This window comes from Rhodococcus sp. 06-221-2 (assembly GCF_002258365.1).
Classification (GTDB): domain Bacteria; phylum Actinomycetota; class Actinomycetes; order Mycobacteriales; family Mycobacteriaceae; genus Rhodococcoides; species Rhodococcoides fascians.
Genome location: NZ_NOYJ01000016.1, coordinates 37,346 through 61,531, shown reverse-complemented (window position 1 = coordinate 61,531; position 24,186 = coordinate 37,346). Strand labels below are relative to the sequence as shown.

At 64.6% G+C, this 24,186-nt stretch carries 23 protein-coding genes and 1 pseudogene; 19 read left to right on the top strand and 5 right to left on the bottom strand.

Annotated features, from left to right (window positions below):
- Nucleotides 1-28: 28 nt before the first annotated feature.
- Nucleotides 29-1,012: an ABC transporter substrate-binding protein gene (locus CH281_RS07795; protein ID WP_094693662.1), complete on the top strand. Its 984-nt coding sequence runs from the start codon at nucleotides 29-31 to the stop codon at nucleotides 1,010-1,012.
- Here CH281_RS07795 and CH281_RS27480 read toward each other — a convergent pair.
- Both CH281_RS27480 and CH281_RS07785 read right to left on the bottom strand, forming a co-directional pair.
- Complete coding sequence (locus CH281_RS27480; protein ID WP_094693660.1) at nucleotides 1,009-2,037, bottom strand: TIGR03086 family metal-binding protein; 1,029 nt, start codon at nucleotides 2,035-2,037, stop codon at nucleotides 1,009-1,011. The genes CH281_RS07795 and CH281_RS27480 overlap by 4 nt on opposite strands.
- The gene (locus CH281_RS07785; RefSeq protein ID WP_032364507.1) at nucleotides 2,034-2,390 is read right to left on the bottom strand and encodes an ArsR/SmtB family transcription factor; all 357 of its coding nucleotides are present in this window, start codon (nucleotides 2,388-2,390) and stop codon (nucleotides 2,034-2,036) included. Before CH281_RS07785 ends, CH281_RS27480 begins: the two co-directional genes overlap by 4 nt.
- Nucleotides 2,391-2,539: 149 nt before the next feature.
- Here CH281_RS07785 and CH281_RS07780 point away from each other — a divergent pair, with 149 nt between their 5' ends.
- From CH281_RS07780 to CH281_RS07760, 5 genes are all read left to right on the top strand, one after another.
- A complete protein-coding gene (locus CH281_RS07780) occupies nucleotides 2,540-3,139 on the top strand; it encodes a DJ-1/PfpI family protein (RefSeq protein ID WP_094693658.1) in 600 nt (199 codons plus the stop codon).
- A complete protein-coding gene (locus CH281_RS07775; RefSeq protein ID WP_094693656.1) occupies nucleotides 3,136-3,600 on the top strand; it encodes a MarR family winged helix-turn-helix transcriptional regulator in 465 nt (154 codons plus the stop codon). The genes CH281_RS07780 and CH281_RS07775 overlap by 4 nt, the downstream gene beginning before the upstream one ends.
- Before the next feature lie 7 nt (nucleotides 3,601-3,607).
- Nucleotides 3,608-4,861: a hypothetical protein gene (locus CH281_RS07770; protein WP_094693654.1), complete on the top strand. Its 1,254-nt coding sequence runs from the start codon at nucleotides 3,608-3,610 to the stop codon at nucleotides 4,859-4,861.
- 23 nt (nucleotides 4,862-4,884) lie between these two features.
- On the top strand, nucleotides 4,885-5,889 hold the full coding sequence (locus CH281_RS07765) for an aldo/keto reductase family protein (protein ID WP_094693652.1): 1,005 nt from the start codon (nucleotides 4,885-4,887) through the stop codon (nucleotides 5,887-5,889).
- Nucleotides 5,890-5,952: 63 nt separating this feature from the next.
- Complete coding sequence (locus tag CH281_RS07760) at nucleotides 5,953-7,314, top strand: NAD(P)/FAD-dependent oxidoreductase (RefSeq protein ID WP_052053288.1); 1,362 nt, start codon at nucleotides 5,953-5,955, stop codon at nucleotides 7,312-7,314.
- 53 nt (nucleotides 7,315-7,367) lie between these two features.
- On the opposite strand, the gene CH281_RS07755 is transcribed toward CH281_RS07760, so the two are convergent.
- Both CH281_RS07755 and CH281_RS07750 read right to left on the bottom strand, forming a co-directional pair.
- On the bottom strand, nucleotides 7,368-9,209 hold the full coding sequence (locus CH281_RS07755; RefSeq protein ID WP_032382166.1) for a flavin-containing monooxygenase: 1,842 nt from the start codon (nucleotides 9,207-9,209) through the stop codon (nucleotides 7,368-7,370).
- Between the two features lie 92 nt (nucleotides 9,210-9,301).
- Complete coding sequence (locus CH281_RS07750) at nucleotides 9,302-10,417, bottom strand: hypothetical protein (protein ID WP_094693650.1); 1,116 nt, start codon at nucleotides 10,415-10,417, stop codon at nucleotides 9,302-9,304.
- Between the two features lie 180 nt (nucleotides 10,418-10,597).
- Between CH281_RS07750 and CH281_RS07745 the strand changes: the two genes are divergently transcribed.
- From CH281_RS07745 to CH281_RS07730, 4 genes are read left to right on the top strand one after another with little or no spacing between them, the layout of a single operon-like run.
- Complete coding sequence (locus tag CH281_RS07745; RefSeq protein ID WP_032364498.1) at nucleotides 10,598-11,656, top strand: 2,3-butanediol dehydrogenase; 1,059 nt, start codon at nucleotides 10,598-10,600, stop codon at nucleotides 11,654-11,656.
- Nucleotides 11,653-12,420 carry an acetoin reductase gene (locus CH281_RS07740; protein ID WP_032406583.1) on the top strand — a complete coding sequence of 256 codons (768 nt, stop codon included), beginning with the start codon at nucleotides 11,653-11,655 and terminating at the stop codon, nucleotides 12,418-12,420. The genes CH281_RS07745 and CH281_RS07740 overlap by 4 nt, the downstream gene beginning before the upstream one ends.
- Nucleotides 12,421-12,464: 44 nt before the next feature.
- Entirely contained in the window at nucleotides 12,465-13,793 is a 1,329-nt protein-coding gene (locus CH281_RS07735) for a GAF domain-containing protein (protein WP_094693648.1), read from the top strand.
- A gap of 21 nt (nucleotides 13,794-13,814) precedes the next feature.
- Nucleotides 13,815-15,872 carry an FUSC family protein gene (locus CH281_RS07730; protein WP_094693646.1) on the top strand — a complete coding sequence of 686 codons (2,058 nt, stop codon included), beginning with the start codon at nucleotides 13,815-13,817 and terminating at the stop codon, nucleotides 15,870-15,872.
- Nucleotides 15,873-15,938: 66 nt separating this feature from the next.
- Here CH281_RS07730 and CH281_RS07725 read toward each other — a convergent pair whose 3' ends face one another.
- Complete coding sequence (locus CH281_RS07725; RefSeq protein WP_230072944.1) at nucleotides 15,939-17,021, bottom strand: serine hydrolase domain-containing protein; 1,083 nt, start codon at nucleotides 17,019-17,021, stop codon at nucleotides 15,939-15,941.
- A gap of 460 nt (nucleotides 17,022-17,481) precedes the next feature.
- Between CH281_RS07725 and CH281_RS07720 the strand changes: the two genes are divergently transcribed.
- The 9 genes and pseudogenes from CH281_RS07720 to CH281_RS07680 all read left to right on the top strand — a co-directional run bounded on the left by CH281_RS07720 (nucleotide 17,482) and on the right by CH281_RS07680 (nucleotide 24,164).
- Entirely contained in the window at nucleotides 17,482-18,663 is a 1,182-nt protein-coding gene (locus CH281_RS07720; RefSeq protein WP_052053279.1) for a sensor histidine kinase, read from the top strand.
- Nucleotides 18,660-19,321 (top strand): annotated as a pseudogene (locus CH281_RS07715) (response regulator). The gene CH281_RS07720 and the pseudogene CH281_RS07715 overlap by 4 nt, the downstream one beginning before the upstream one ends.
- 88 nt (nucleotides 19,322-19,409) lie before the next feature.
- A complete protein-coding gene (locus tag CH281_RS07710) occupies nucleotides 19,410-20,036 on the top strand; it encodes a HEAT repeat domain-containing protein (RefSeq protein ID WP_094693644.1) in 627 nt (208 codons plus the stop codon).
- Between the two features lie 9 nt (nucleotides 20,037-20,045).
- The gene (locus CH281_RS07705; protein ID WP_032391334.1) at nucleotides 20,046-21,047 is read left to right on the top strand and encodes a HEAT repeat domain-containing protein; all 1,002 of its coding nucleotides are present in this window, start codon (nucleotides 20,046-20,048) and stop codon (nucleotides 21,045-21,047) included.
- Nucleotides 21,044-21,391 carry a cupredoxin domain-containing protein gene (locus tag CH281_RS07700; protein ID WP_032369371.1) on the top strand — a complete coding sequence of 116 codons (348 nt, stop codon included), beginning with the start codon at nucleotides 21,044-21,046 and terminating at the stop codon, nucleotides 21,389-21,391. Before CH281_RS07705 ends, CH281_RS07700 begins: the two co-directional genes overlap by 4 nt.
- Nucleotides 21,392-21,404: 13 nt before the next feature.
- Nucleotides 21,405-21,809: a DUF2752 domain-containing protein gene (locus CH281_RS07695; protein WP_032391335.1), complete on the top strand. Its 405-nt coding sequence runs from the start codon at nucleotides 21,405-21,407 to the stop codon at nucleotides 21,807-21,809.
- A 113-nt stretch (nucleotides 21,810-21,922) separates the two neighbouring features.
- A complete protein-coding gene (locus tag CH281_RS07690) occupies nucleotides 21,923-22,120 on the top strand; it encodes a hypothetical protein (protein ID WP_027494394.1) in 198 nt (65 codons plus the stop codon).
- 140 nt (nucleotides 22,121-22,260) lie between these two features.
- Nucleotides 22,261-22,917: a GntR family transcriptional regulator gene (locus tag CH281_RS07685; protein ID WP_032369373.1), complete on the top strand. Its 657-nt coding sequence runs from the start codon at nucleotides 22,261-22,263 to the stop codon at nucleotides 22,915-22,917.
- Complete coding sequence (locus CH281_RS07680) at nucleotides 22,914-24,164, top strand: MFS transporter (RefSeq protein WP_052053281.1); 1,251 nt, start codon at nucleotides 22,914-22,916, stop codon at nucleotides 24,162-24,164. Before CH281_RS07685 ends, CH281_RS07680 begins: the two co-directional genes overlap by 4 nt.
- The last annotated feature ends 22 nt before the right edge of the window (nucleotides 24,165-24,186 follow it).

Genomic DNA, 24,186 nt, shown 5'->3' with positions numbered 1-24,186 from the left:
GAAGGCAAGGCTGTGCTAATTTCTGCCGATGACAAGGACCTTCCTGGGGTGTGCCTTTGCCGTCGCCACGGCCCTGACGCTGGCATCGTGCAGCAGCAACACCGCTGACGACGCCGGCTCCGACACCCGCAGCGTCACCGTCGACACACTCGCCGGACCCACGCAGATCACGGGAACGCCACAGCGCATCGTCGCATTCGGGCAGCAGTGGGTGGACGCTCTGCTCGAATTCGACGTGCAACCCGTCGGGTATGTCTCCGCCGGATCGAACGGCGACGAACGCGGGCTCTACCCCTGGCAGTCCGCAGTGGGTACGGATGCCCAGATGCTCGACCCGGCCGCCGTCGATCAGATGGGGGCTTCGGTGCCGACCGAGCAGATCGCGGCGCTACAGCCCGACCTGATCCTGCTGTCGGGGATACCGTCGATAGAGCCGTACAAGAGCTTGTCCGACGTCGCGCCCACGATATTTCCGAAGGCGGAGAAGGTCGAGACGTGGGAATCGCAGATCGAGACGCTCGGGCGGGTGCTCGATCGCGAGGACGATGCACAGAGCATCATCGACGAGGGGCATGCCGTAACCGATGGCATCCGTCAGCAGTACCCGGAGCTCGACGGTAAGTCGGCTGTGTTGTCGCAGTTCGTTTTCGACAGTCAGCAGCTTGCGGTCGTCGCCGACCCGGAGGACGGTGCCGCGAAAGTCTTCGACAGCATCGGACTCGACGTCCCGCAGGATTTGGTGAACTCGCCCGACATCTCTCACGGCCGGATCGTGCTGAGCCCCGAACGGCTGGACGTTCTCACCGCAGACCTCGTGGTCATTCTCCCCAACGGCGGCACGCGCGAAGACCTCGAACAACTTCCGGGATTCACCAGCCTGCCCGCGGCGACCGGCGGCGGAGTTGCCGTCGTCGACTACGCGACGGTGGTGGGATTCAATACACCATCGAAAGCGTCGGTCGAGTTCTCGCTGAACAAGATTCGTCCGCAGCTCGAGGCTGTGGGTACCTAACTCTCGGGTGACCAGGACGGGTCGCGTCCGATGAAGGCCATCAACCTGTCCTGGGCGGATGCGTTGTCGTCGACGTCGACGGCAGGGCCGAACTCCCCGCTCTCGCGGAGCACGCGGTCCATCGGTTTCATGGCGATCAGCGCTGCGGCGCACCGCTCTTCGCCGAGATCGGGTTCGCGTCCCAGGGCTTTGGCCAGATCCCAAGTGTGCATCCACACATCGGCGGTGTAGAACCGGTCGATCGCGTCTTCGACCGGCATGTCGCCGATGTGCGGATTCCTCAGGATGCGGCCTGCGGGGGCGTCGAGGATGGCTTGGATGTCGGCGACGTGTCGCGCCCACGCGGCGGCAGGGTCGCGCGTCACGTCGAGTTCGGTGAGCTCGACACCCTCGACACCGCCGAGGAAACCACGTGACCAACCGACGAGATGTTCGACGACACCCAGCGCGTTCCACTCCGGTACCGGACTGGGCCGAGACCACGCGTCCCCGGAAACGGAATCGACCAACGCCGTGAACGCGGCGGCGTCCCGTGCATGCTGTGCAGCCGGTCCCGTCAACAGTGCATCGAGTTTCTCGTAGCCCTCCCTGACTCCGACATCCATTCCGCTGGAGAGCATCCCGTCTCGGGTTGCGAAGTCGGACAGCACGCTCAGCACCCTCAATCGCGTGCCGCCGTCGTCGCGGGCCTCGAAAGCCATTGTCTCGAGGGCGACCGAATCCGGATCGCCTTCGTAGGTGAAGGTCCACACGATCCGCTCGTTCGCGCGAACCTCGTGGAAGCTGCCGAAGAACGACGCGATCTCTTCGCCGTCGCGGTCGTTCGCGAACGACCATGCACCGCCGGTTCGCGCGTCCCACGCGATGATTCGCGTCGTCACCGACCGTGGGCCCACCCACTGCCGATACAGATCGGGGTCGACGTGTGCGCGGAACACCTGCTCGGGCGACGCGTCGAACTGCCGGATGATCTCGATTGTGGGTACTTTGTCGTCCGCTACTATCTCGGTTTCGTGCTCGGTCATGACACGTCCTTCTGAGAGTCGTCCTGTGTTACAACGTGATCCAGCAGGTCGTCGAGTCGGCGGTAGCGCTGCTCGGCCTCCTGGCGATAACGCTCGATCCACTTCGCCATCAGGCCGAACACCTCCGCATCCAAGTGCACCGGTCTGCGCTGGGCGTCTTTGCTGCGCGTCACCAGCCCGGCGTCCTCGAGCACCTTCACGTGCTTGGAGACTGCCTGCAGGCTCATGTCGTACGGCTCGGCCAGTTCGCTGACGTTGGCGTCGGCACCCGCAAGCCGAGCAACCATGTCGCGCCGGGTGGGGTCCGCCAACGCTGCAAAGGTTCGATTGAGCTGCTCGATCCGGTCGTCCATGGTCACCCACCTCCTCGAATGCAGTAAAGATATGCGCCTCGAGCTGTGTAGTCAACCAATTGGTTTACAAGGATCGCAGAAGGGTTGACAGCCTGCTGTCGTGCGCGCAATATTGACAGCATCCTGTCAATCGACGTGAGGACCGTTCCGTGATCACCGTTGCGCTGTATGCCACCGACACCATGGCCGATTGGGAGTACGGCTACCTCATCGCCGGGCTCGCGATGGCCCGCGAGCAGAATCCCGACGCCAACCGGTTGCTCGTCGCATCGGAGTCGGGGGAGGCGGTGACGACGATGGGCGGCCTGAGGATTACCCCCGACGTTGCGTTGGCCGATCTTCCGTCCGTCGACGCGCTGATTCTGCCCGGTGCCGGCACGTGGGAATCCGCCAACGATGCAGCTTTGGAGTTGGCCGCCGAACTCGTGGCAGCGGGCACCCCGGTCGCAGCAATCTGCGGGGCAACCTACGGGCTTGCTCGGACCGGCCTGCTCGACGGCCGGCCACATACCTCGAATGCCGCCGAATTCCTCACTCAGGCTGCGAAATACCGCGGAGCGGAGCATTACCGTGAGGAGAAGGCAGTGTCCGACGGCACCGTCATCACCGCGGGAGCGACCGCACCGATCGAGTTCGCCAAGCTGGTGTTCGAGCGCCTGGACGTGTTCCCGCAGCCCATCATCGACGCTTGGTACGGGCTCTACACGACGGGGGAGCGCAGGTTCTACGACCAGCTGACGGGCGCATGAGCCGACGAACGCCGGAGGGGGATGCACTCACCGAGGTGGTCCTGCCGGTATTCGAGCTCAACGGCGAATTCCTCGCTGCCGCACAGGACATCACCGAGCCGACAGGATTGACGCCGGCCTGGTGGCAGGTTCTCGGGGCCACTCTCGACGAGCCGCTCTCGGTGGCCGATATTGCGCGACGCGTCGGTCTGGGTTTGGCGCGGCAAAGTGTGCAACGAACCGCAAACCTGATGGTGGACAGGGGCTGGGCCGTCTACAGCGAAAACCCGAACCACAAGCGAGCGAAGCTCCTCGAGCCCACCCCGAAGGGGCGCGAGACCGTAGCCGCTCTGCGAGATGCTCAACACGCGTGGTCGGACGCGGTGGGTGCCGCGGTGGGTGAGGACGAATTGCGTTCTTTTGCACAGACTTTGGAGAAGATTATTGCGGCATCCCGCACCTATCGGGCTGGCCGTGCATAATTCGGGGATGTCATCGCTCGCGATCGTTCTTTCCGGCCTCCTGGCCGGTTTGCTCTCGCAATCCGACGGGGTCGATATCTTCGGCGACACCAGCGTCGGGGGTGTGGTGTTCTCCAGCGGCGGAGGGGGAGTCGCCGTAGCAGTGATTCTGGCGTCGGGTCTGGCTATGCTCGTCCGTCGGCGCAGTATTTTGGCCGGCCTGTCCATCGCTGCGGCCATTGGCGCCGGGGTGACGGCCCTGATGATGCCCTCCGACCTCGCCGAGGTGGTGGCAGGCGGAGTTCTATTGGGATGCACTGCAGTACGGGCGAGCGGTGTACGAGTTCGACAAGCGTTGTTGATCGGGTCGTTCCTCGTCGGACTACTCAATGTAGGCGCGGTCGAGGCCTTGCAGCATCCGAGTATCCCGCGTCGCTACGCCGACTACCTCACCGAATCCGATATCGGCCCGCCGGTGGTCGTTCCGGTGCTGTGCGTACTGGTCGTAATTGCAGTGGCCTGGGCAGCTCTTGTCGACCGCAGCGACGACCATGCGCCACCGGAACGGAGCATCCGACCGATCGGGGCGATACTACTGATCTCGATCGGTGGCTTGCTGCTCAATATGTTGTTCGTGCAGATGCTGTTTCGAGCTGAAGACGGCTTCGGTGGAAGCTGGTACTTCGGCCTCGTCGTCGTACCGGTGTTGTTCGGTGCTGCCGCTCTGCTACCGGGTCGCGGAGGCATTCTTGTGCTCGCCGGGACAGCCGTGTTGCTCACCTCGACCACCACCGCTGGGGTGGGCGTCGATGTGTCGGACGGTATCTGGGTGCTCGGGCTCGTGGCAATCACGGCAGTTGCGGTGACAGTGGGCGCGGCACTCGGGCTGCGCTGGGGTCGACCGATCTTCGGCTTCGCGACCCTGGCGGTGGTGTGTACGACCGCGCTGTTCGAACGCCCCCCGTGGGACAACGTGCACTACGCGGCAAGTCTGGTGATCTTCCCGGCCGCTGCGGCCTACCTGTACGTGGCGTGCACGCCGGCTACTCACACTCCCTCGCCCCCCACGCCCTTGACCATCGGCCTCGCGGTACCGGTGGCAATCACGGTGCCGATGGTCGTCACCTACGGTTGGACGGCGTACACGCCGCTCACATCCGCCCTCCACCACTCGACGTGGCCCAGTGCCGAGCTGTGGCTCTCGACGGGCGCGGCAGTGCTAGCGGTGGTCCTCGCGGGTATTGGAACCCGGTTCCTCGGCCGTCGGCCACTTGTGAATTGATCACCGGAGTACCGTTTTCTTACATGGCTTACAGATACCTCGGAAACAGTGGACTGAAGATTTCGGAGATCACGTACGGCAATTGGTTGACCCATGGTTCGCAGGTGGAGAACGACATCGCGACCCAGTGCGTGCGTGCGGCTCTCGATGCAGGCATCACCACATTCGATACCGCCGATGTCTACGCCAACGGGGCTGCGGAAACGGTCCTCGGTGACGCATTGAAGGGCGAGCGCCGCGAATCGCTGGAGATCTTCACCAAGGTCTACTTCCCCGTCGGACCCAAGGGTCCCAACGACACCGGACTCTCACGCAAACACATCTTCGAAGGCATCGATGCCTCGCTGCGTCGCCTCGGTACCGACTACGTCGATCTCTACCAGGCCCACCGCTACGACGTCGAGACCCCGCTCGAAGAGACCATCGCCGCGTTCGGCGACGTCGTCCGCCAGGGCAAGGCCCTCTACATCGGAGTCTCGGAGTGGACGGCCGATCAGCTCCGCGCCGGCCAGGAACTGGCACGGCAGAACGGATTCTCGATCATCTCGAACCAGCCGCAGTACTCGGCCCTGTGGCGCGTCATCGAGGACCAGGTGATCCCGACGTCGAAGGAACTGGGCATCTCGCAGATCGTCTGGTCGCCCATCGCTCAGGGCGTTCTCACCGGCAAGTACCTACCCGGACAACCGCTGCCCGACGGTTCGCGCGCCAGGGACGACAAGGGCGGCGACAAGATGATCGCGCGCTACCTCGACGATCAGACGCTCACCCGGGTGCAGGCACTCAAGCCGATCGCCGACGATCTCGGAATCACCATGGCGCAGTTGGCCGTTGCTTGGGTTCTGGCCAACGACAACATTTCCGCCGCGCTGGTCGGGGCATCGCGGCCCGAGCAGATCGCCGAGAACATCAAGGCGTCCGAGGTCACCCTGGACGCGGATGTACTCGCCAAGATCGACGAAGCCCTCGGCGATTCGGTCGAGCGTGATGCGGGCAAGACCGGCTCCCCGGAAGCCCGGTTGGTCTAGAAATTCGTCGACCGGTCCACGTTTGACGGGGCGGAGCTGCGGTACTCGGCGTTAATGTGGACCATGCGCTCACCACTCCGTAATCGCAGCACCGCCCCGGCTCCCGCATCCCCAGCCCGGGTGGTGGTGGTCGGCGGCGGGTTCGGCGGCTTCTACGCACTGCGCAAGATGCAGAAGCTGTTGGGCCCGGACCGCGCCTCGTTTACCCTGGTTGCGCCCAACGACTACCTGCTCTACAGCCCGTTGCTGCCCGAGGTGGCGACCGGCGTGCTTGATCCGCGGGACATCGCGGTGTCGACACGACAGACGTTGCGGCGCACCAAGTTGGTGCTGGGACACGTCACGTCCGTCGACTTCGAGAATCGACGCGTTCGCGTCGCCGGTCCCGACGGTGATTCGGACCTGGCCTGGGACAAGCTGATTCTGGCCCCGGGTTCGGTGACGAGGCAGTTCGACATCCCCGGTGTCGCCGAGCACGCACACGGTCTCAAGACCCTGAGCGAAGCGGTGTTCATTCGCAACCACGTGTTGAAGCAGTTGGATGCAGCCGACGAACTGCCCGACACGCCGGAGGGCCGCGCCGAACGCAAGGAACGGCTCACCGTCGTCGCTGTGGGAGCCGGCTATACGGGCACCGAATTCGTTGCGCAGATGCAGAATTCGATTCGCGGTATCGCTACCCGGTGGGCGACGGTCGACCCGTCGGACATTCGGTGGTTGCTCATCGACCTCGCGCCGGCGGTGCTGCCGGAACTGGGCGAGCGACTCGGCAAGGAAGCAATGGAAGTCCTCGCGGCTCGCGGCGTCGAGGTGCGTCTCGGGGTGTCGGTGGAATCGGCCACGGCGAACGCGGTGACGCTGACGGACGGCGACGTCGTACCGACACGCACCCTTGTGTGGGGAGCGGGCGTGGCTGCGAGCCCCCTCATCGCGCAACTCGACCTGCCGACCGAAAAGGGGCGGCTTGTGGTCAACCCCGACCTCACGGTCCCCGGCGTGGACGACGTCTGGGCCATCGGTGACGCGGCCGCGGTGCCCGATATCGCCGCCGACCCGTCGAAGCCGACGCCGCCCACCGCTCAGCACGCGCAGCGGCAGGGCACAGCGGTGGCCAAGAACGTCGCCGCGTCCCTCGGTGTCGGCACTGCTCGACCGTACCGACACAAGGATCTGGGACTGGTCGCCGACCTGGGCGGATTCGACGGTGTGGCAAAGCCTTTGGGCGTGCCCCTCACCGGACCCGTCGCGAAGTTCGTCGCCCGCGGTTATCACCTCTATGCCCTGCCCACCGCCTCCGCCCGGGTGCGCGTGGCCACCGATTGGCTGTACTCGACGGTGCTGTCCACCCGCGTGGTCAACCTCGATCAGGTGCGCTCCGAGGACGCGTTGATCGCCAAGGCGCAGGGGACCGGCGTGTACGACTAGGCAGCCATGTGCGCGGAAACTCGTAGCCCACTACGAGTTTCCGCGCACGACCGTCACCGAAGGTGATGCACCTCCTGCAGCCCGTAGACCGGGGTGTCGATGCCCTCGTAACGCGCCTTGATCTGCAGCGCCAGGTACAGCGAATAGTGGCGTGACTGATGCAGATTGCCGCCGTGGAACCAGAAGTTCTCCTGCTGCGTCGGCTTCCACATGTTTCGCTGTTCGCCCTCCCACGGACCGGGATCCTTGGTGGTGTCCGAGCCCAGGCCCCAGCACTTGCCCACCTTGTCGGCGGTCTCCTGGTCGATGAGATCGGCGACCCAGCCGTTCATCGAGCCGTAGCCGGTGGCGTAGACGATGAGGTCCGCCGGTAGTTCGGTCCCGTCCTCGAGTACGACGCCGGTCTTGCTGATCCGCTCCACCTGTCCGGCAACCAGTTTGATCTTGCCGTCCGCGACCAGCTCGGATGCGCCGACGTCGATGTAGTAGCCCGAGCCGCGGCGCAGATACTTCATGAACAGGCCGGAACCGTCGTCACCGAAGTCGTGCTGGAAGCCCGCCTTCTCGAGGCGATCGTAGAAGTCCTTGTCCTGCTCCGCGATCTGCTGATACACCGGAATCTGGAACTCGTGCATGATCCGGTACGGCAGCGACGCGAACGTGAGATCGGCTTTGGCCGTGGTCATTCCGGACTCCACCGCGCGCTCCGAGTACAGATCGCCGAGAGCGATCTCGCACAACGAGTCCGACTTGACGATGTGTGTGGACGAGCGCTGCAGCATCGTGACGTCGACGCCCGTCTCGTACAGCGCCTTGCAGATGTCGTGCGCCGAGTTGTTGGAACCGACGACCACCACGCGCTTGCCGACATAGGCGTCGGGACCGGGGTGTTCGCTGGAATGGTGCTGCTCGCCCTCGAATTCGTCCATGCCGGGGAAGTTGGGCACGTTCTTCTTGCCGGACATTCCGGTGGCCATCACCAACTGCTTGGGCCGCAGGATCACTTCCTCGCCGTCGCGGTCGACGACGACGGTCCACTCCTTCGCGGTCTCGTCGTAGGTCGCGGACTTTGCGGTCGTCTTGCTCCAGTACGGAACTTCCATGACCTTGGTGTACATCTCGAGCCAGTCGCCGATCTTGTCCTTCGGTGCGAACACCGGCCAGTTCGGCGGGAACGGCAGGTAGGGCAGATGGTCGTACCAGACCGGGTCGTGCAGGCACAGTGACTTGTATCGGCCACGCCACTGATCTCCGGGGCGCTCGGCACGGTCGACGACGATCGCCGGTACGCCGAGTTGACGGAACCGAGCACCGAGAGCGATGCCGCCCTGCCCGCCCCCGACGACGAGGACGTACGGCTGAACGCTGTAGCCGAGCTCCTTCTCCTCCATCTCCTTCTTCTCGGCCCAGTTCTGGGTATCCGCATTCGAGCCGTGCACGGCACCCTTGATGCGGGACTTGCCCTGCCGCTCCTCGTATCCCTTGAGTTCTTGCATCGTCGTCAGCAGCGTCCACGCCACGTCGTCACCGGTCTCGGCGTCCGTCGTCAAACGCAGATGTCCCTTGCCGCGGCTCGTCGCCGTCTCGAATGCGATCCACGCCGAGACGACGCCGTCTGCTTCGTCGGGGGTCTCGGTGGTGTGAAATCCCGTCGGGTCGGTATCGGCGAGCCTTTCACCGAGCATGTCGGCGACGCCGTCCCGGCCCTCGACCGTCTTGAGGTTCCAGGTGAACGTGACGAGATCGCGCCAGAAGCTGCTGACGGCGAACATGCCGGCAACACGAGGAATGTCCCGGGCGACCAGGGCGTCCTCGAACTTCGACAACCAGGCGTCGACCCGTTCCTGCGGGGTGTGCGTGCGGGTGATCGAGTCGGGCTCGATGGTCTGGGTCATGAAAACTCCTTGCGATGAAGAGGTGCCGTGTATGTGACCCAGCACACTCTCTTCGGAGAGCCGGGTCGAGAGTTGCAATGCGTTGCAGCGGCTCATGCCGGTGACAATTTCCTCAACCCCAACGACTGGAATCCGACGACGTAGATCAACGTCCACAGCACCAGCCAGTCGACGAAGCCCAGTGCGTTGCCGGAGATGCCGGCCGCGACGACGGGTTCGTGGAGCACGTGCTCGGCAAGAACGTAGTAGTAGGCCAGGAACGTGCCGATGGCCAGCGCGAAAGTCAGTACTGCGCGTCCCGCCGCCGGGAAGCGATTACCGAAGCCGTTCGCCCAAAAGATCATCCAGAATGCCCAGCAGACTCCGATCTGTGCCGGGAACTGGTTGATCACCGTTCCGAGTTCTGCGGTGGCTTCCGAGCCGACGAGTAGCTTCGCGAGCGGAACCATCAGGAAGTAGATCGCGGTACCGAGCACCGCGTTGCCGACGGTGGCCGCCAGTGCGGTCCGTCCGCCGCCACCGGCCAATTTCCAGGGCCAGTTGTCGAGGGTCTGGCCGGTCAGGATCACCGAGACGACGATCGAGTAGAACCAGCCGAGTGCGGTGTCCACGGACATCAGGGGATCGGTGGCCGAGAGCGAGACCGACGGCAGTCCGAACACGAAGTACAACGCGAGGGTCGGGACGGCGACGAATGCGATCTCGCACAGCCCGATCAGCGGTTGCCTCATGCGCAGCACGGTCCACGGCCAGTGCTGCCAGTTGAGGACCACCATGACCCAGGTGCCGAATCCGAACAGCACGAACAGCGCTCCGGCGAAGTAGCCGAGCCCGCCCTCGCGAGAACCGGCGAAATCCGGGTACAACGCCCCGAGGCCGCTGCCGAGGATCCAGGTGACGGCAACGGCGAACACCGCCGTCGAAGTCAGGATCGCGAGGCCGCGCATCGGTTGCTTCAGAGAGTCGAATCCGGCGAATTCACAATCGAATCCGATGAACACGATGAAGAGAATGGCCCAGAACAGCGCGGCGTTGAACGGCAGCGGATAGAAGTTCCAGGGACTGGTGGTGGGATCGGCGAGCACATACCAGGTCGCCAGCGACACGGCCGTGGCCACGGCGAGGTTGGCCAGTCCGAATATGAGCCAGTTGCCCTGTGCTGATGCCGTTTTCGGCTCGTCGAGGGGTCGGTCTGCGGTTGCGGTCATGGGGGTCTCTTCTCGGTGGGTCGACAGGGTCGCCGTCACTATGAGCTGAATCACAGCCCACCGTCAGGGTTGCGGGAGGTTGCAGTGCGGCCGATTCGATGCAACGCACTGCAACCCTGTCGGAAGTGGTCGTCGTCACATAAACCTGTGTGCATCCAATTCAGTCAGGAGTGAGAACCGATGCGTGCAGCTGTGTATTACGGCCCGAACAAGGTGGAGATCACCGACGTACCCGAGCCGAATCCCGGTGCGGGGCAGGTCAAGGTCAAGGTCGGGTTCAACGGAATCTGCGGAACCGACCTACACGAGTACTACGCCGGCCCCATTTTCATCCCCACCTCGCCGCATCCGCTGACCGGCCAGGAAATGCCCCTGGTGCTCGGACACGAGTTCTCGGGCACGGTCACCGAGCTCGGCACGGGTGTCACCGGCATCTCGGTCGGCGATCGCGTGGCCATCGAACCGCTCTACCGCTGTGGACACTGCGGACCCTGCCGGGCAGGTAACTACAACATCTGCGCGCAGATCGGCTTCCACGGACTGATGTCCGACGGCGGAATGGCCGAATACACCGTGGTCCCCACGGACATGATTCACGCCCTACCCGACAACGTCTCCCTCGAACTCGGTGCCCTCGTCGAACCGATGTCGGTTGCCTATCATGCTGCGACACTGGGTGATCCGAAGCCCGAGGACACCGCGATGGTGTTCGGAGCCGGCCCCATCGGCATCGGCCTGTGGTTCGCGTTGCGCGGCAAGGGACTCGACAACGTCTACGTCGTCGAACCGTCGCCGACGCGTCGCGCCTCGATCGAAGCGCTCGGTGCCAAGACCCTTGACCCGACGGCAGTGGACGTGCCCGCGTTCATCGCCGATCTGACCGACGGCAACGGGGCCGACGCCATCTACGACGCGGCCGGTGTGCAACCGGCCGTCGAGACCGCGTTGGGCTGCATCGGTGCTCGCAAACCGCTCGTCAGCGTCGCGATCTACGAAAAGCCGCTCACCACACCGCTGCAGAAGCTCGTCATGAACGAATCCCGCATCCAGGGATCGCTCTGCTACACCTCCGCCGATTACGAGGCCGTCATCGACCTGATGAGCCAGGGCCACTACGACACGACGGGCTGGGTGGACAAGATCACGCTCGACGGCGTCATCGACGACGGATTCGAGGCGCTGCATGCAGGCACGAAGATGAAAGTTCTGGTCGACCCCTCGACGGGTGCACCCGCATGAGCGCCGTGTTGGTGACGGGAGCCGGTCAGGGAATCGGACGGGCGATCGCGTTGCGGTTGGCCAACGACGGGCACGACATCGCGTTGGTCGACCTGGCCGAGGACAAGATCACCGGCGTGGCCGACGAGGTGCGTCGAACAGGCTCGAAGGCAACGACATTCGTCGCCGACGTCAGTGATCGCGATCAAGTGTTCGCGGCCGTCGAACATACCCAGCAAGCGCTCGGCGGATTCGACGTCATCGTCAACAATGCCGGTATCGCACAGGTCGCGCCGCTCGACGACGTCCGCCCGGAAGACACGAAGAAGATCTGGGCCGTCAACGTCGACGGGGTGCTGTGGGGAATTCAAGCTGCGGCAGCCACATTCAAGGCGCTCGGCCAGAAGGGCAAGATCATCAACGCTTCCTCGATCGCAGGCCACGACGGGTTCGCGATGCTCGGGGTCTACAGCGCAACGAAATTCGCAGTCCGGGCATTGACCCAGGCTGCGGCCAAGGAGTACGCCTCGGACGGCATCACCGTCAACGCGTACTGCCCCGGCGTTGTCGGCACCGACATGTGGGTGACCATCGACAAACGATTCGCCGAGCTGACCGGTGCCGCGGAAGGCGAGACCTACGACAAGTTCGTCGGCGGTATCGCTCTCGGTCGGGCGCAGACTCCCGAGGACGTCGCCGCGTTCGTCTCGTATCTCGCCGGACCCGACTCGGACTACATGACCGGCCAGGCACCGCTGATCGATGGTGGCTTGGTCTACCGGTGACCCCGCATAAACCCGCTTTGTGAGCTGGAGCACAATTGACAGCGATGACGCAGTCGACAGGCCCCGAACCTGCGCTGGCGGCCGGCGAAGACCCGCGCCGCTACGCGCAGATTCTCACTGCCGTGTACGACGCGACCATGACCGGCGGGAAGTCTCCCGCGCGGCCCCGCGAGGTCATCGGTGACTCCTGGCGGCGGTTGCAGACCCTCGGTATCGACCCGGAACTGGGCAACCCTGCCGAGAGACAGATGGACGCGTCCGATCTCGAGTTCAGTCGACGGGAATCGGGGTTGTTCGACATTCTGGACGACCTCGCCCGTGGCCTGGAATCGGTGGTGCAGGACGGCGACAACATTCTCGTCGTCGCCGATCGGAACGGTCGAGTGCTGTGGCGCAGCGGATCGACGTCGGTGCTCGACCGCGCCGACGGCCTCGGATTCGTCGAAGGGGCCAACTGGGCCGAGGATTCGGTGGGCACCAATGCCATCGGGACAGCATTGGTCTCACGCCGCGCTGTGCAAATCTTCTCGGCCGAACACTATGTGCGCAGCCATCATTCGTGGACCTGCGCCGGAGCGCCCATTCGCGATCCGCGTACCGGCCAGGTGCTCGGAGCCATCGACGTCAGCGGGCCGGCCAAAACGGTGCACCCCACCACCATCGCCCTGGTCGACGCCGTGGCGAGGTTGGCGGAATCGCAGCTGCGCGAGATTCACCGAACCACCCTGGATCGACTGCGTTCGGTGGCCGCACCGATGCTGGCGCGCCTGCAGTCCCCGGCGCTGGCCGTCGACGCGAACGGGTGGGTCGCGGCCGTCGAATCGGTGGCACTGCGCAATCGCATCCTGCTGCCCGAGGACCTCGCGACGGGACGCTTCTGGCTGCCGAGCCTCGGCGTGTGCGACTTCGAACCCCTGCCCGGTGGATGGCTGGTCCGCCCGACTTCCTACGGTCGTTCCGCCGGCTCCACTCCTGGCGAATCGGCGGACTCGTTCGTCGCGGAGTCCGGTAACACGACGACGATTCGCATCGACCTGCGCGATTCGCAGAAGCCTCGTATCGAGGTGCGGAGCGAGGTGGGAGAGTGGACCCACGAGCCGACGCCCCGGCACGCCGAGATTCTGTACCTGCTGGCTATCCACCGGCAGGGACGTACCGCGTCGCAGATGGCTGCCGACCTCTTCGGCGACGACGGCCGCGCGATCACCGTGCGGGCCGAGATGTCGCGCCTGCGCAAGCACCTCGCCGGCATCATCTCCACCCAGCCCTATCGGCTGGACGAGTCGGCGACGGTCGACGTGATCACGCCGGCGGACATGAACAGGCTGCTACCGCATTCGTCGGCCCCCGCTATCCGGGCCGCACGGGGCTGAGCCGTAGCGCAGAATCGGGGAATGAACCGCCTCGCCCGCATCCTCGACGCGTCGGATCCCGGGCAGTTACGGCTGCGCGGTGCCTCGGCGACGACGCTGACGGTGTTGCTCGCGATGGTGGTCCTGCTGCTCGGTACTCGCGCCATCGGCCAGCCGGTCACCGTGGCGATGCTCGGCACCGTGGTGGCGATGCAGGCGTCGGCGTCGGTCAAGGACAAAGACCAGCACAGCCGGCTCGTCACCACCGCCCTGATGGTGCTGCCCGCCTCGGCGACAGTGACGGTCGCGGCGCTGCTCTCGCGGCTCGGCGCGGTGGCCGACGTCGGATTCATCGCGGTGTTGTTCGCGGCCGTATGGGTGCGCAGATTCGGACCCCGTGGCACCGCGCTCGGCATGGTCGCGTTCATCTCGTACTTCTTCGCGTTGTTCCTTCAGGCGACCCCGGGGCAAGTGCCGATGCTGATCGCGGCGATCGTCGGCGGAGTGCTCATCGCTCTGTTCGTACGGGCGGTGGTCTTTCCGGACCGACCGATCGTGGAGGTGCGGCGGCTGCTGTACGCCATGCGAGCGGTATCGGAATCGGTGCTCGCGGCGGCATCGGCGCGTGAGGACCGTGATCTGGAACTGTTGCGGCGCAGGCTCGATCGGCTCGGAAACACCGCCCTGATGATCGACGACTGGCTCGACCGTCACGACGCGGGACAACTGCTCAGCGTGACGAGTACCGATCTGTCGCTTCGTGTGTTCGACGCCCAGATCGCCACCGAACAACTCGTCAGCTCACTGTGGGCTCTCGATCCGGCCAAGCCGTGGCCGACCGCGCTGGGGCAAGCGACCACCGCACTGGGATCGTGCCTGCAGAACGCCCCGTCCGCCGAGCAACTCAAGGCCGCCCGACGGTTGGCCGCCACGGCGGCCGAGCGCGCCGACCCGTCGACCCCGGCCGGTATCGCGACGGTGTCCGCCCAACGAGCGGTGCAGGCACACATCGCCATTCATCACATCACCACCAATGCGGTGGCTGTCACGTCGAGCCCTCGACAGGCTGCTGTCGAGCCGGCGGACAAGGGCGAGCCTGCCGGCCTGAACCCCAGCACCAAGGCGGCAATCCAGGTTACTGTCGCGACCAGCGCGGCAACGGTATTGGGGGAGCTGGTCTCACCGGACCGCTGGTACTGGGCCGTGCTGACGGCGTTCCTGGTGTTCACCGGGGCGTCGACGCGCGGCGAGATTCTGACCAGAGCCGGCCAACGCATCCTCGGCACGATGGCGGGAGTGCTTGCGGGAGTGGTGATCGCGGCACTCGTCGGCAATCACCAATCCGTTCAGCTGGTGCTCATCGTCGTCTGTGTGTTCTTTGCGTTCTACCTGGTGACCGTCGCGTATGCGCTGCTGTCGTTCTTCGTGACCATTCTGCTCGCGATGCTCTACGGGCTGCTCGGCACGTTCAGCATCGAGGTTCTGGAACTACGGATCATCGAGACTGCAGTCGGCGGAGCCGTCGGTATTGCGTCCGCCTATTTCATCTTCTCGACCGGGACGCGAAAGACATTGGTGGACAAAGTCGATACGTATCTCGATCAACTGGACGCCCTGATCGACACCAGCGTCGAATCGGTGATCACTCCGGGAAATGCCACCGACCTCGTGGCGTCGACGCGCACGCTCGACAACGCGCTGAAGGAGGTCGTGACGGCGGGGAAGCCGCTCGTGCTCGGGCCGACGACCCGCAGCCGGCGAGGGGCGAAGCGATTACTGCGGGTGCTGACCGTCAGCGGCCGATCCGCACACGGCCTGGCGCGAGCGGGTGTAATCGCCTCGCGCGCCGATCCCGCATCGATGCCCTCGCCCGAGACGGCCCAGGCTTTGCGTGAGGCCGCAACCCTGGTGCGTGACACCGCCCGGCAAGTGCAGGCGGCGATCGCGGGAAAGCGCGTCGATCAGCCCGAGAAGGTGACCGACACAACGGTATTGGATGTGTTGCTCACCAGCGCCAACTCACCCGGACCGGTGCGGATCGCGGTGCGAGCCCTGAACACTATGAATCGGACCCTGGCCGATGTCCTCAGTCGGGGCTGACCTCGGCGCGGTGTCAGGGAAATGGCTCGACCGCATCGTCGACGGTTCTCTGCGTGAGGGTCTCGATCAGCTGTAGACATTTTCGGGGCTGAGAATTTCCGTGATCGGAGTCATCAAAGCGCTCACGAGGTCACTCGGTCCGTCGATATCGGTGTTGACGAAAACCACGAGGGTAGTGTCCTTTTCGGGTAGGTACACGGCGACGGTTTTGTACCCTGGCAAGCTGCCGTTGTGGCCGATCCAGCCGTGAACGTTGAACAGCCCCAGACCGTATCCGCTCATAGGATCCTGCGGGTCGAGGCTGTGGGTCTCCAGACGCTGGTGCTGAGTGCCTGGTGCGAGCAAGTCGCCCTTGGCGAGGGCGGGTACCCACACGCGCAGGTCGTCCAGGGTCGAGATCATCGCACCTGCCGCCCAACCCCATGAGGGATTCCAGTCGGTGGCGTCGGCAGTGGCTCCGTCCAGTGTTTGCTCCGTGTAGCCCCGTGCGTGCGGCTCGGGAAACTCGTTAGCGGTAGGGAACACCGTGTGCGTCAGTTTCAGCGGAGTCAGAATTCCGGTACCGATGACATCGGCGAGCGGTCGTCCGGTGACCTTTTCGATCACCATGCCCAGAAGAATCAAGTTCGTATTGGAGTACTCCACGTCGGTCCCAGGTTCGACATGGAGGGGATGGCCGGCCGTGTAGGCGAGTAGTTGCTCCGGAGTCAACGACTGCTCCGGGTTGCTCAGGACATCGGTCACGAACTGCTCGTTGGATGTGTATGGGTCCAGCCCACTGCGCATACCGGCCAACTGCCGCAGCGTGATTCGACCTCCCTCGGTGACTCCACCGACATATTTCGCGATCGGATCGTCCAGACCGATCTTCCCCTGGTCCACCAGCTGCAGCAGGGCTGTGACAGTGAAGGTCTTCGTCACGCTGCCGATTCTGCTGTAGAAGCCGGGCTCCATCGGAGCTTTGGTGGCAGTGTCGGCAACGCCACGCGCTCCGACATAGCTACCGCCCGGGCCCCAGATTCCCACAAGAGCGCCCGGCAGACCGGCCTTTTTTACCGCTGAATCGATTACCGCATCCAGGCGCGCGGACAGCGCGGCATCCACTGGTCGATCAGCGGGGTTCACAGCCGACGTGGGTGAAGTGTCCACAGGCGAATTCGGTCGGTCTCCGTTACTGCAGGAGGTCGCGGTAGCTGCAAGCCCCACGGTCAATACGGAACAGATCATCGTTTTAACAAGAGTGGTTCTGATCATCGATCGGTCCTTTCGAGAGTTGTTCACTGCGATGTCCGGCAGCAGTCAACCATGATCACGTTGAATCACGTTTTCTCGCTTGATATCTCGAATGCAGCTGACCATGAGAAATGGAACGAAGTGATATTCGCCCGAGGCAAAGATCATCCTTTCGGACGATGCCGACCTCGAGATGGTCGGTCGCTAGGCGTACAACGCGCCGGTAGAAGGCGTAGTAGGGCGCGAAACTTCGAGCCGATCTGGCGATACCCATATCGACTCCTGGGGCATAGGGTTCGGCCAAGTCGAAGATTTCGACGGTTTCGGACAAAAATCTCACGGTCGGAGTTGCCATGCCGAGCAAGTGTTTTCCACAGTGACGTGGCTGGTACGTGGCGAGCGATCGGTCGGTCGTCCCTGGCGTCGGTGGATCTTCGATGGCACCGCGACGATGGTGGCCTTCGCTGTCGCCTCTCCCTACGTCTTCTACGACGACCGACACAACGTTGCACCGGCGATGATCGCGTTGGTTGCCGTACATGCACCATTGCTGCTCAGGCGGGTGTATCCCGTTCCCGTGTTCGCATGGGTGTTCGTCGCCGCTTCGGCTGCAGTCCTGTGGAACGATCATGTGATCGGCGGCTTGGGTGTTCTGGTTGCCCTCTATACCGTTGTCGCGACGCAACCACGCCGAACAGCAAGTGCTGCTACGGCACTGGTGGAGGTTGCCGCCTTGTCGGCGGCGCTGACGTCTTCGAGCGAGTCGCGGACGGTCGACGCACTGTTGCTGTCCGGCCTCGTCGGGTTGGCGACAGGTCTAGGAATTCACTCATGGACCCGCCGAGCGTATCTGGCCGAATTGATTTCTCGAGCTGTACATCTCGAGATCGAACGTGATCAGCAAGGCGCGTTGGCTGCTGCTGCCGAGCGCGACCGCATCAGTCGCGAGATGCACGACATCGTCGCCCATCACCTCACCGTCATGGTCGCTCTCAGCGATGGCGCTGCGGCGGCTACGGCGTCGTCGCCGGAAAGGGGTATCGAGGTGATGCGCGTGGTGTCCGAGACGGGCCGTTCGGCGCTCGCCGATACCCGTCGACTACTCGGAGTACTTCATCGGCAGCGTGATTCAGCACTCGATGGTTGCAATCCGACACCCGTCCGGGCCGATCTGGAGTCGTTGATCGAGCGGGTCTGCAATGCCGGGGTTCCCACCACGCTGACGGTGTCCGGTGCCGGATCCGAGGCGACCCGGCCGATGCATCTTGCAGTGTTTCGAATAGTTCAGGAGGCCCTGACAAACACTCTCAAGCATGGTGGATCTGGAACGTGTGCGGAGGTCGATGTTCGATACGGACCGGAGGCTGTGGACGTGTCGGTACGCGACAACGGCGCGGGCGTTCGTGCGAAGGCCACCGACGGATCCGGGATCGGTTTGATCGGCATGCGCGAACGGGCCCTCGTCCACGGCGGAACATTCACCGCGGGTCCTCATCCGACTGGCGGATGGGCAGTCGCGGCAACCTTGTATGTCGGTGACGCTGTCGGCGCTCGATGATCACCGTCTTGTTGGCCGACGACCAGAGCTTGTTGAGGCTGGGCTATCGCCTCATCCTCGAAGCCGAAGACGATATCGAAGTCATCGGGGAAGCAGGCGACGGAGCCGATGCGGTGTCCATGGCGGTCGCTCTTCGGCCCGATGTCGTACTGATGGACGTTCGGATGCCCAACGTGGACGGGATTACTGCGACTGCAGCCATCGAATCTCGTTGCCGACTGCATCGGTTCTCATTCTGACGACATTCGATCTCGATTCCTACATCCATGCAGGCCTGCGTGCCGGAGCCAAAGGCTTTCTGCTCAAAGATGCTGCACCGGTCGACTTGCTGACAGCTATCAGGGCCGTGGCCGACGGGAACGTAGTCTTGGCTCCGCGCGCGACAAAGCATCTTGTGGAACAGTTCACCCGCTCGCTGCCTCCGGCGGAACGGCAGACGCGCCACGACACCGTGGTGAGTGCACTGTCCGATCGCGAACTGTCCGTTCTGCGTTCGCTGGCCAACGGTAGGTCCAACAAGGAGATCGGAGTCGATCTGGGTATCTCCGAGGGGACCGTCAAAGTTCATGTCAGTCGGATTTTGAAAGCACTGTCCTTGAGGGATCGAGTGCAGGCCGTCGTACTCGCATACGAATCCGGAATCTGCCAGGGCGGGTGAGCGGTGGCCCGGCTGAATGTTCGGACTTACGCGTACGCCCTGACCCGGGCTTGACCTTCACACGGTGACAAGGTCTTGGCTGACGGCCATGATCGACTCACTTCGGCACCAGAACTCTTCTGTGCGGCTTCGGGCTGCGCTCGACATCGGAATATCGAAGAACCCAGAACTCCTCGACGCGCTGCTCGAGCGTTGCGCCGCCGAACCGGATTTTCAGGTTCGAGAGATGTTGACGTGGGCATTGATTCATCTCCCCGCTGCGTCGACGGTGCCCAGGCTGATGCATGAAGCGCGCACCGGCGGCGCACAGGCTCGCAGTCAGGCGTTGCACACGTTGTCGAAGGTCAAGGACCGGTCGGCCTGGCCGGTGATCACCGAGCCGCTCATCACCGACTCCGACGACGAGGTGGCCCGAAGCGCGTGGCGGGCGGCGGTCGTCCTGGTCCCCGACGGCAGCGAGCAGTGGTTGGCGACGACGCTGTCCACTCAGCTGGGGCGAGGCGGGCGGGAAATGCAGCGCAGCCTCAGCCGCGCACTGGTGGAACTCGGGTCGGTGATCGAGCCGATGGTGCGCGAGGCCGCGTCGAGCAAGGATGTTGCTGTTCGCGCGCACGCGCTGGCGACGGAGTCGCTGCTGCGAGACCCCGACAGCGGATTTGCGTTGTTCGAGGCCCAGCGCGTCGATGTAGTTGGCGCAGCCGACCCGACGGGGTGAGATAGGCAGATGTTGATCGGTGAGGTGGCGCGGCGGTCCGGAGTCAGCGCGCGCATGCTTCGGCACTACGACCGGCTCGGGCTCGTGCAGCCGACCTCGCGGACTGGCACCGGCTACCGCGAATACTCCCCGGCCGACGTTCGTCGCCTGTTCCACGTCGAATCCCTGCGATCGCTCGGGTTGTCGCTCAACGACGTCGGGCGTGCACTGGACGATCCGAGTTTTGCGGCGACGGGACTCGTCGACGAGCTGGCTACCCGAGCCGAAGAGCGCATCGCGCGAGATACCGAGCTACTGACACGGTTGCGCCGCATCGGAAGCGCCCGACCGGAGGACTGGGAGGACGTCCTCGGTGTCATCGGCATGCTCGGAGACCTGGACTCGGTGAGCGCGGGGAAGCGACAGTCGGCAGCGTTGGCATCCGTCGGGGATCGCCCCATCCCGGCCGAGGCTCTGGCCGAGGCGGTGCTGCGCGAGCCCGCGACCAACGTCGCCGGCGCGCTGCGATGGGCACTCGCGCAGACCGGGAGCGACGCCGTCGCGGCGCTGCGGGAGGGCCTCGACTCACCGGATCCCGAGGTGCGTCGCCGCGCCGTCGATACCGTCGTCGAGATTCCGCATCCCGACGCCACCGAGGTGCTGCGGGAGGCGCTGGGCCACGAGGACGGGCAGATCAGACGCGTCGCTGCACTGGAACTGGCGGCCCGAGGAATCGTCGACGCGATTGCGGTGCTGATCGACATGGTCCACGAGGGTACGAACGATGTGGACGCGGCGGACGTGCTCGGTGAGCTCGGATATGCAGACTCCACGGTCGCGGCCCTCATGGACGGCCCGAGTGAGATTGCGGCGCGCCTACGGGTGACCCAGGCGCTGGCCAGCATTCCGGGTCCGGCGGCGGCGCAGGCTCTGCGCGAGCTCACTCAGGATGAGGACCGCTCGATCGCGCTGACGGCGACCTACCTGCTGGATCGGAGAGAACGAGCCGCTTCGGTACCGTCGGAGTCATGAAGGCACTCGGATTGCTCGCGGCACTGTCGATCACATTGGCCGCGACTGCCTGCTCCACCTCGACCACCCCGGCCGCACCCGCCGAGCCCGCTGCCGAGAACCAGGTGACCGTCGCCGACCGGATGTTCACACCGCAGTCTCTGACGATCACGGCGGGCGAGACCGTGACCTGGGTGTTCGCCGACCGCGCGATGGCACACAACGTCGTCGCCGACGACAAGTCGTTCCGCAGCGAACTGATGCAGTCGGGGCAGTTCACCCACACCTTCGACACCGCGGGCACCTACACCTACCACTGCACCCCGCACCCCGATATGACCGCGACGATTATCGTCGAACCGTGATGGACCGATAGTCATGGCAACCCGGACGCGCGGCATCGCCGCTCCTCTCGGCGTCGGCCTGGCCGCAGTCGGCGGTGCTGTGCTGCTGCACGTCCGCGATCCCCGAACCTCGACGTACCTGCCGTGCCCGTTCCACGCCCTGACCGGATTGTGGTGTCCGGGTTGCGGTGCGACCAGGGCTTTCGGCGACCTCACTCGCGGAGACATCGCGGCTGCCGCGTCGAGCAACGTCGTGGCGGTGCTGCTCGGTGTCGTCGCGATCGGTGTCTGGGCCGCGTGGCTTCGAGCACGATGGACCCAGACGCCACTGACGCTGCCTCGTCCCAATCGCCCGACCGTCGTCGTCGGGGTTGCCCTATTGGTCTTGTTCACCGTGGTGCGCAACACTGCGTGGGGCACCGCCCTCGCCCCGACCTGACATCCCTAGGAGGCTGCTGTGCTGCTGCAAATCTTCTCGATCATCGTGCTGCTGGGCGTGCTCATCGCGCTCATCCCCACGGCCCGACGCGTCTTCAAGAAGGGTGACGACGAATGAGCGACTCACTGCGAGATCGGGTGCGAGCGAAACTGCTCGCCCAGATCGCCGACGACGGAGGCACGGCCGCCGAGCAGGCCGAGGGGGACGACCCACGCCTGAACGCGCTGCGCGACGACCTCGAAGCACTGGACGCAGCCCCCGACGGAGACCCGGTGATCGACGACATCGCCGCCAGGCACTGGGTGCCCTGACCGCTGTCTCCCCCTCTGGACTCCCCTCGGGGAGTCAATGTGACATGTGGTGGACTTTTCGACGGTCAATGTCACGTTGAGTGGACCGTCGGGATAGGTCGAGTTGGGTGGACTGCTGAGGCGCATCTAGTATCTATGTTGTGTCCGAGACGAGATCCGCAGCCGATACGGCGTACCTGACTGTCAAGGAGCTCGTCATTTCGGGGGAACTTCCTGGTGGTGAGCTCGTCAGTGAAGGGGAGATCGCGACGCGGCTCGAGATCAGCCGCACACCGGTCCGCGAGGCGTTCCTTCGCCTCCAGGTCGAGGGATGGATGCGCCTCTATCCCAAGCGGGGGGCGCTGGTCGTCCCCATCGCGGTGGGTGAGGCGGAGAGCGTCGTCGACGCGAGGCGATTGGTCGAGGCCGGCAGTGTTCGCGCCTTCGTCGGCGATGCGGATGCCCGCGCACGAGTGGTCGAGGCGCTACGCGACAACCTGCGAATCCAGGACAAGCTCGCAGTCGACGGCACCGCAGCGGAGTTCAGTGCCGCCGACGCAGATTTCCATCGGACCGTCGTCCGCGCCGGCAACAACCCGTTGCTCGACGCGTTCTACGACGGACTTCGCGAGCGACAGCGGCGGATGACAGCGGCATCCCTGACCCGTGATCCGGGTCAGATCTCCCGCATCGTCGACGACCATCGCAGACTCGCCGACCTGATCGAAGCCGGGGACGCAGACGAATTCGAGCGAGCCGTCGAACAACACATGCTCAGGGTGCACGGCTTGCGCACAGACAGAGGGGGAACACGATGACCGAGGCCATGATCGACGACGACGTCCGACAGACGACGGCCAGACGCTGGCTGTTGGTTGCCGTCGGCATGTTCGCCGTCGCCTGGGGCGGCAACGAATTCACACCGCTTTTGGTGATGTATCGACTCGACCACGGCTTCTCTGCCGTAGTGGTCGACACGTTCCTGTTCGCATACGTTCTGGGCATCATTCCGGCGATGCTGATCTGTGGTCCGTTGTCCGATCGACTCGGCCGACGCCCGATCATGTTGCCCGCGCCTGCAATTGCCGCGGCCGGGTCCATTCTGATCGCCCTCGGACCCGACAACGCCTACATGCTCTTCGGCGGGCGGGTGCTCAGCGGCATCGCGCTCGGAATCGGTATGGCCGTCGGCGGTAGCTGGGTCAAAGAACTCTCCAGTCGCGACGCCACCGCCAAGCCCGGTGCCGGAGCGCGCCGCGCCGCGATGTCGTTGACGGCGGGCTTCGCCCTGGGAGCCGGCGTCGCCGGTGTGCTCGCGCAGTGGGCACCCTGGCCGACGCACCTCGCGTACAGCGTGCATGTGCTGATCTGCATCGCCGCGTTCGTCGGCATGCTGTCGGTCCCCGAGACACGCAGCGCCGCAGCATCATCGGGAAGGAAGAGCCTCGTCGACGATCTCAAAATCCCGTCGGCGTCGCATCGACGCTTCCTGTTCGTCGTGTTGCCCTTGGCCCCATGGGTTTTCGGAGCGGCCAGCGTCGCCTATGCGGTGCTGCCATCTCTGATGGCCGACGCGTTGGCCGACGAGCCCGGTGGCGGTTACCCCGTCGCACTGTCCGCTGCGATGGCGGTGATCGCACTCGGCTCCGGATTCGCGATCCAGGCTGTCGGGCGTCGGATCGACACACCCGCCAATGCGCGCGGCGCTCTCGTCGCACTGTCTCTGTTGGTGGCCGGTATGGCTGTCGCGGCGTGGGCAGCGTCGGTGCTCACCATCGCCGCGGCATTGATCGCGGCAGCGGTTCTCGGGTGCGGATACGGCATGGCGCTGGTTTCGGGTCTGCAAGAGGTGCAACGCATTGCGGGCCCCGACGATCTCGCCGGCCTCACCGCTGTGTTCTATTCGCTGACGTATCTCGGCTTTGCGGTGCCCGCTGTGCTGTCGGCGCTGACCGAGACCTGGCCAGGGGTGGTCACGTATCCCATCATCTTCGGATTCGGCGCGGTGATGGCGGCACTGTGTGGCCTGGTAGTGCGATCGAAGACGTCCGCTCACCTGCCCTAGGGGTCGTGCGCGTCGCCGTGGT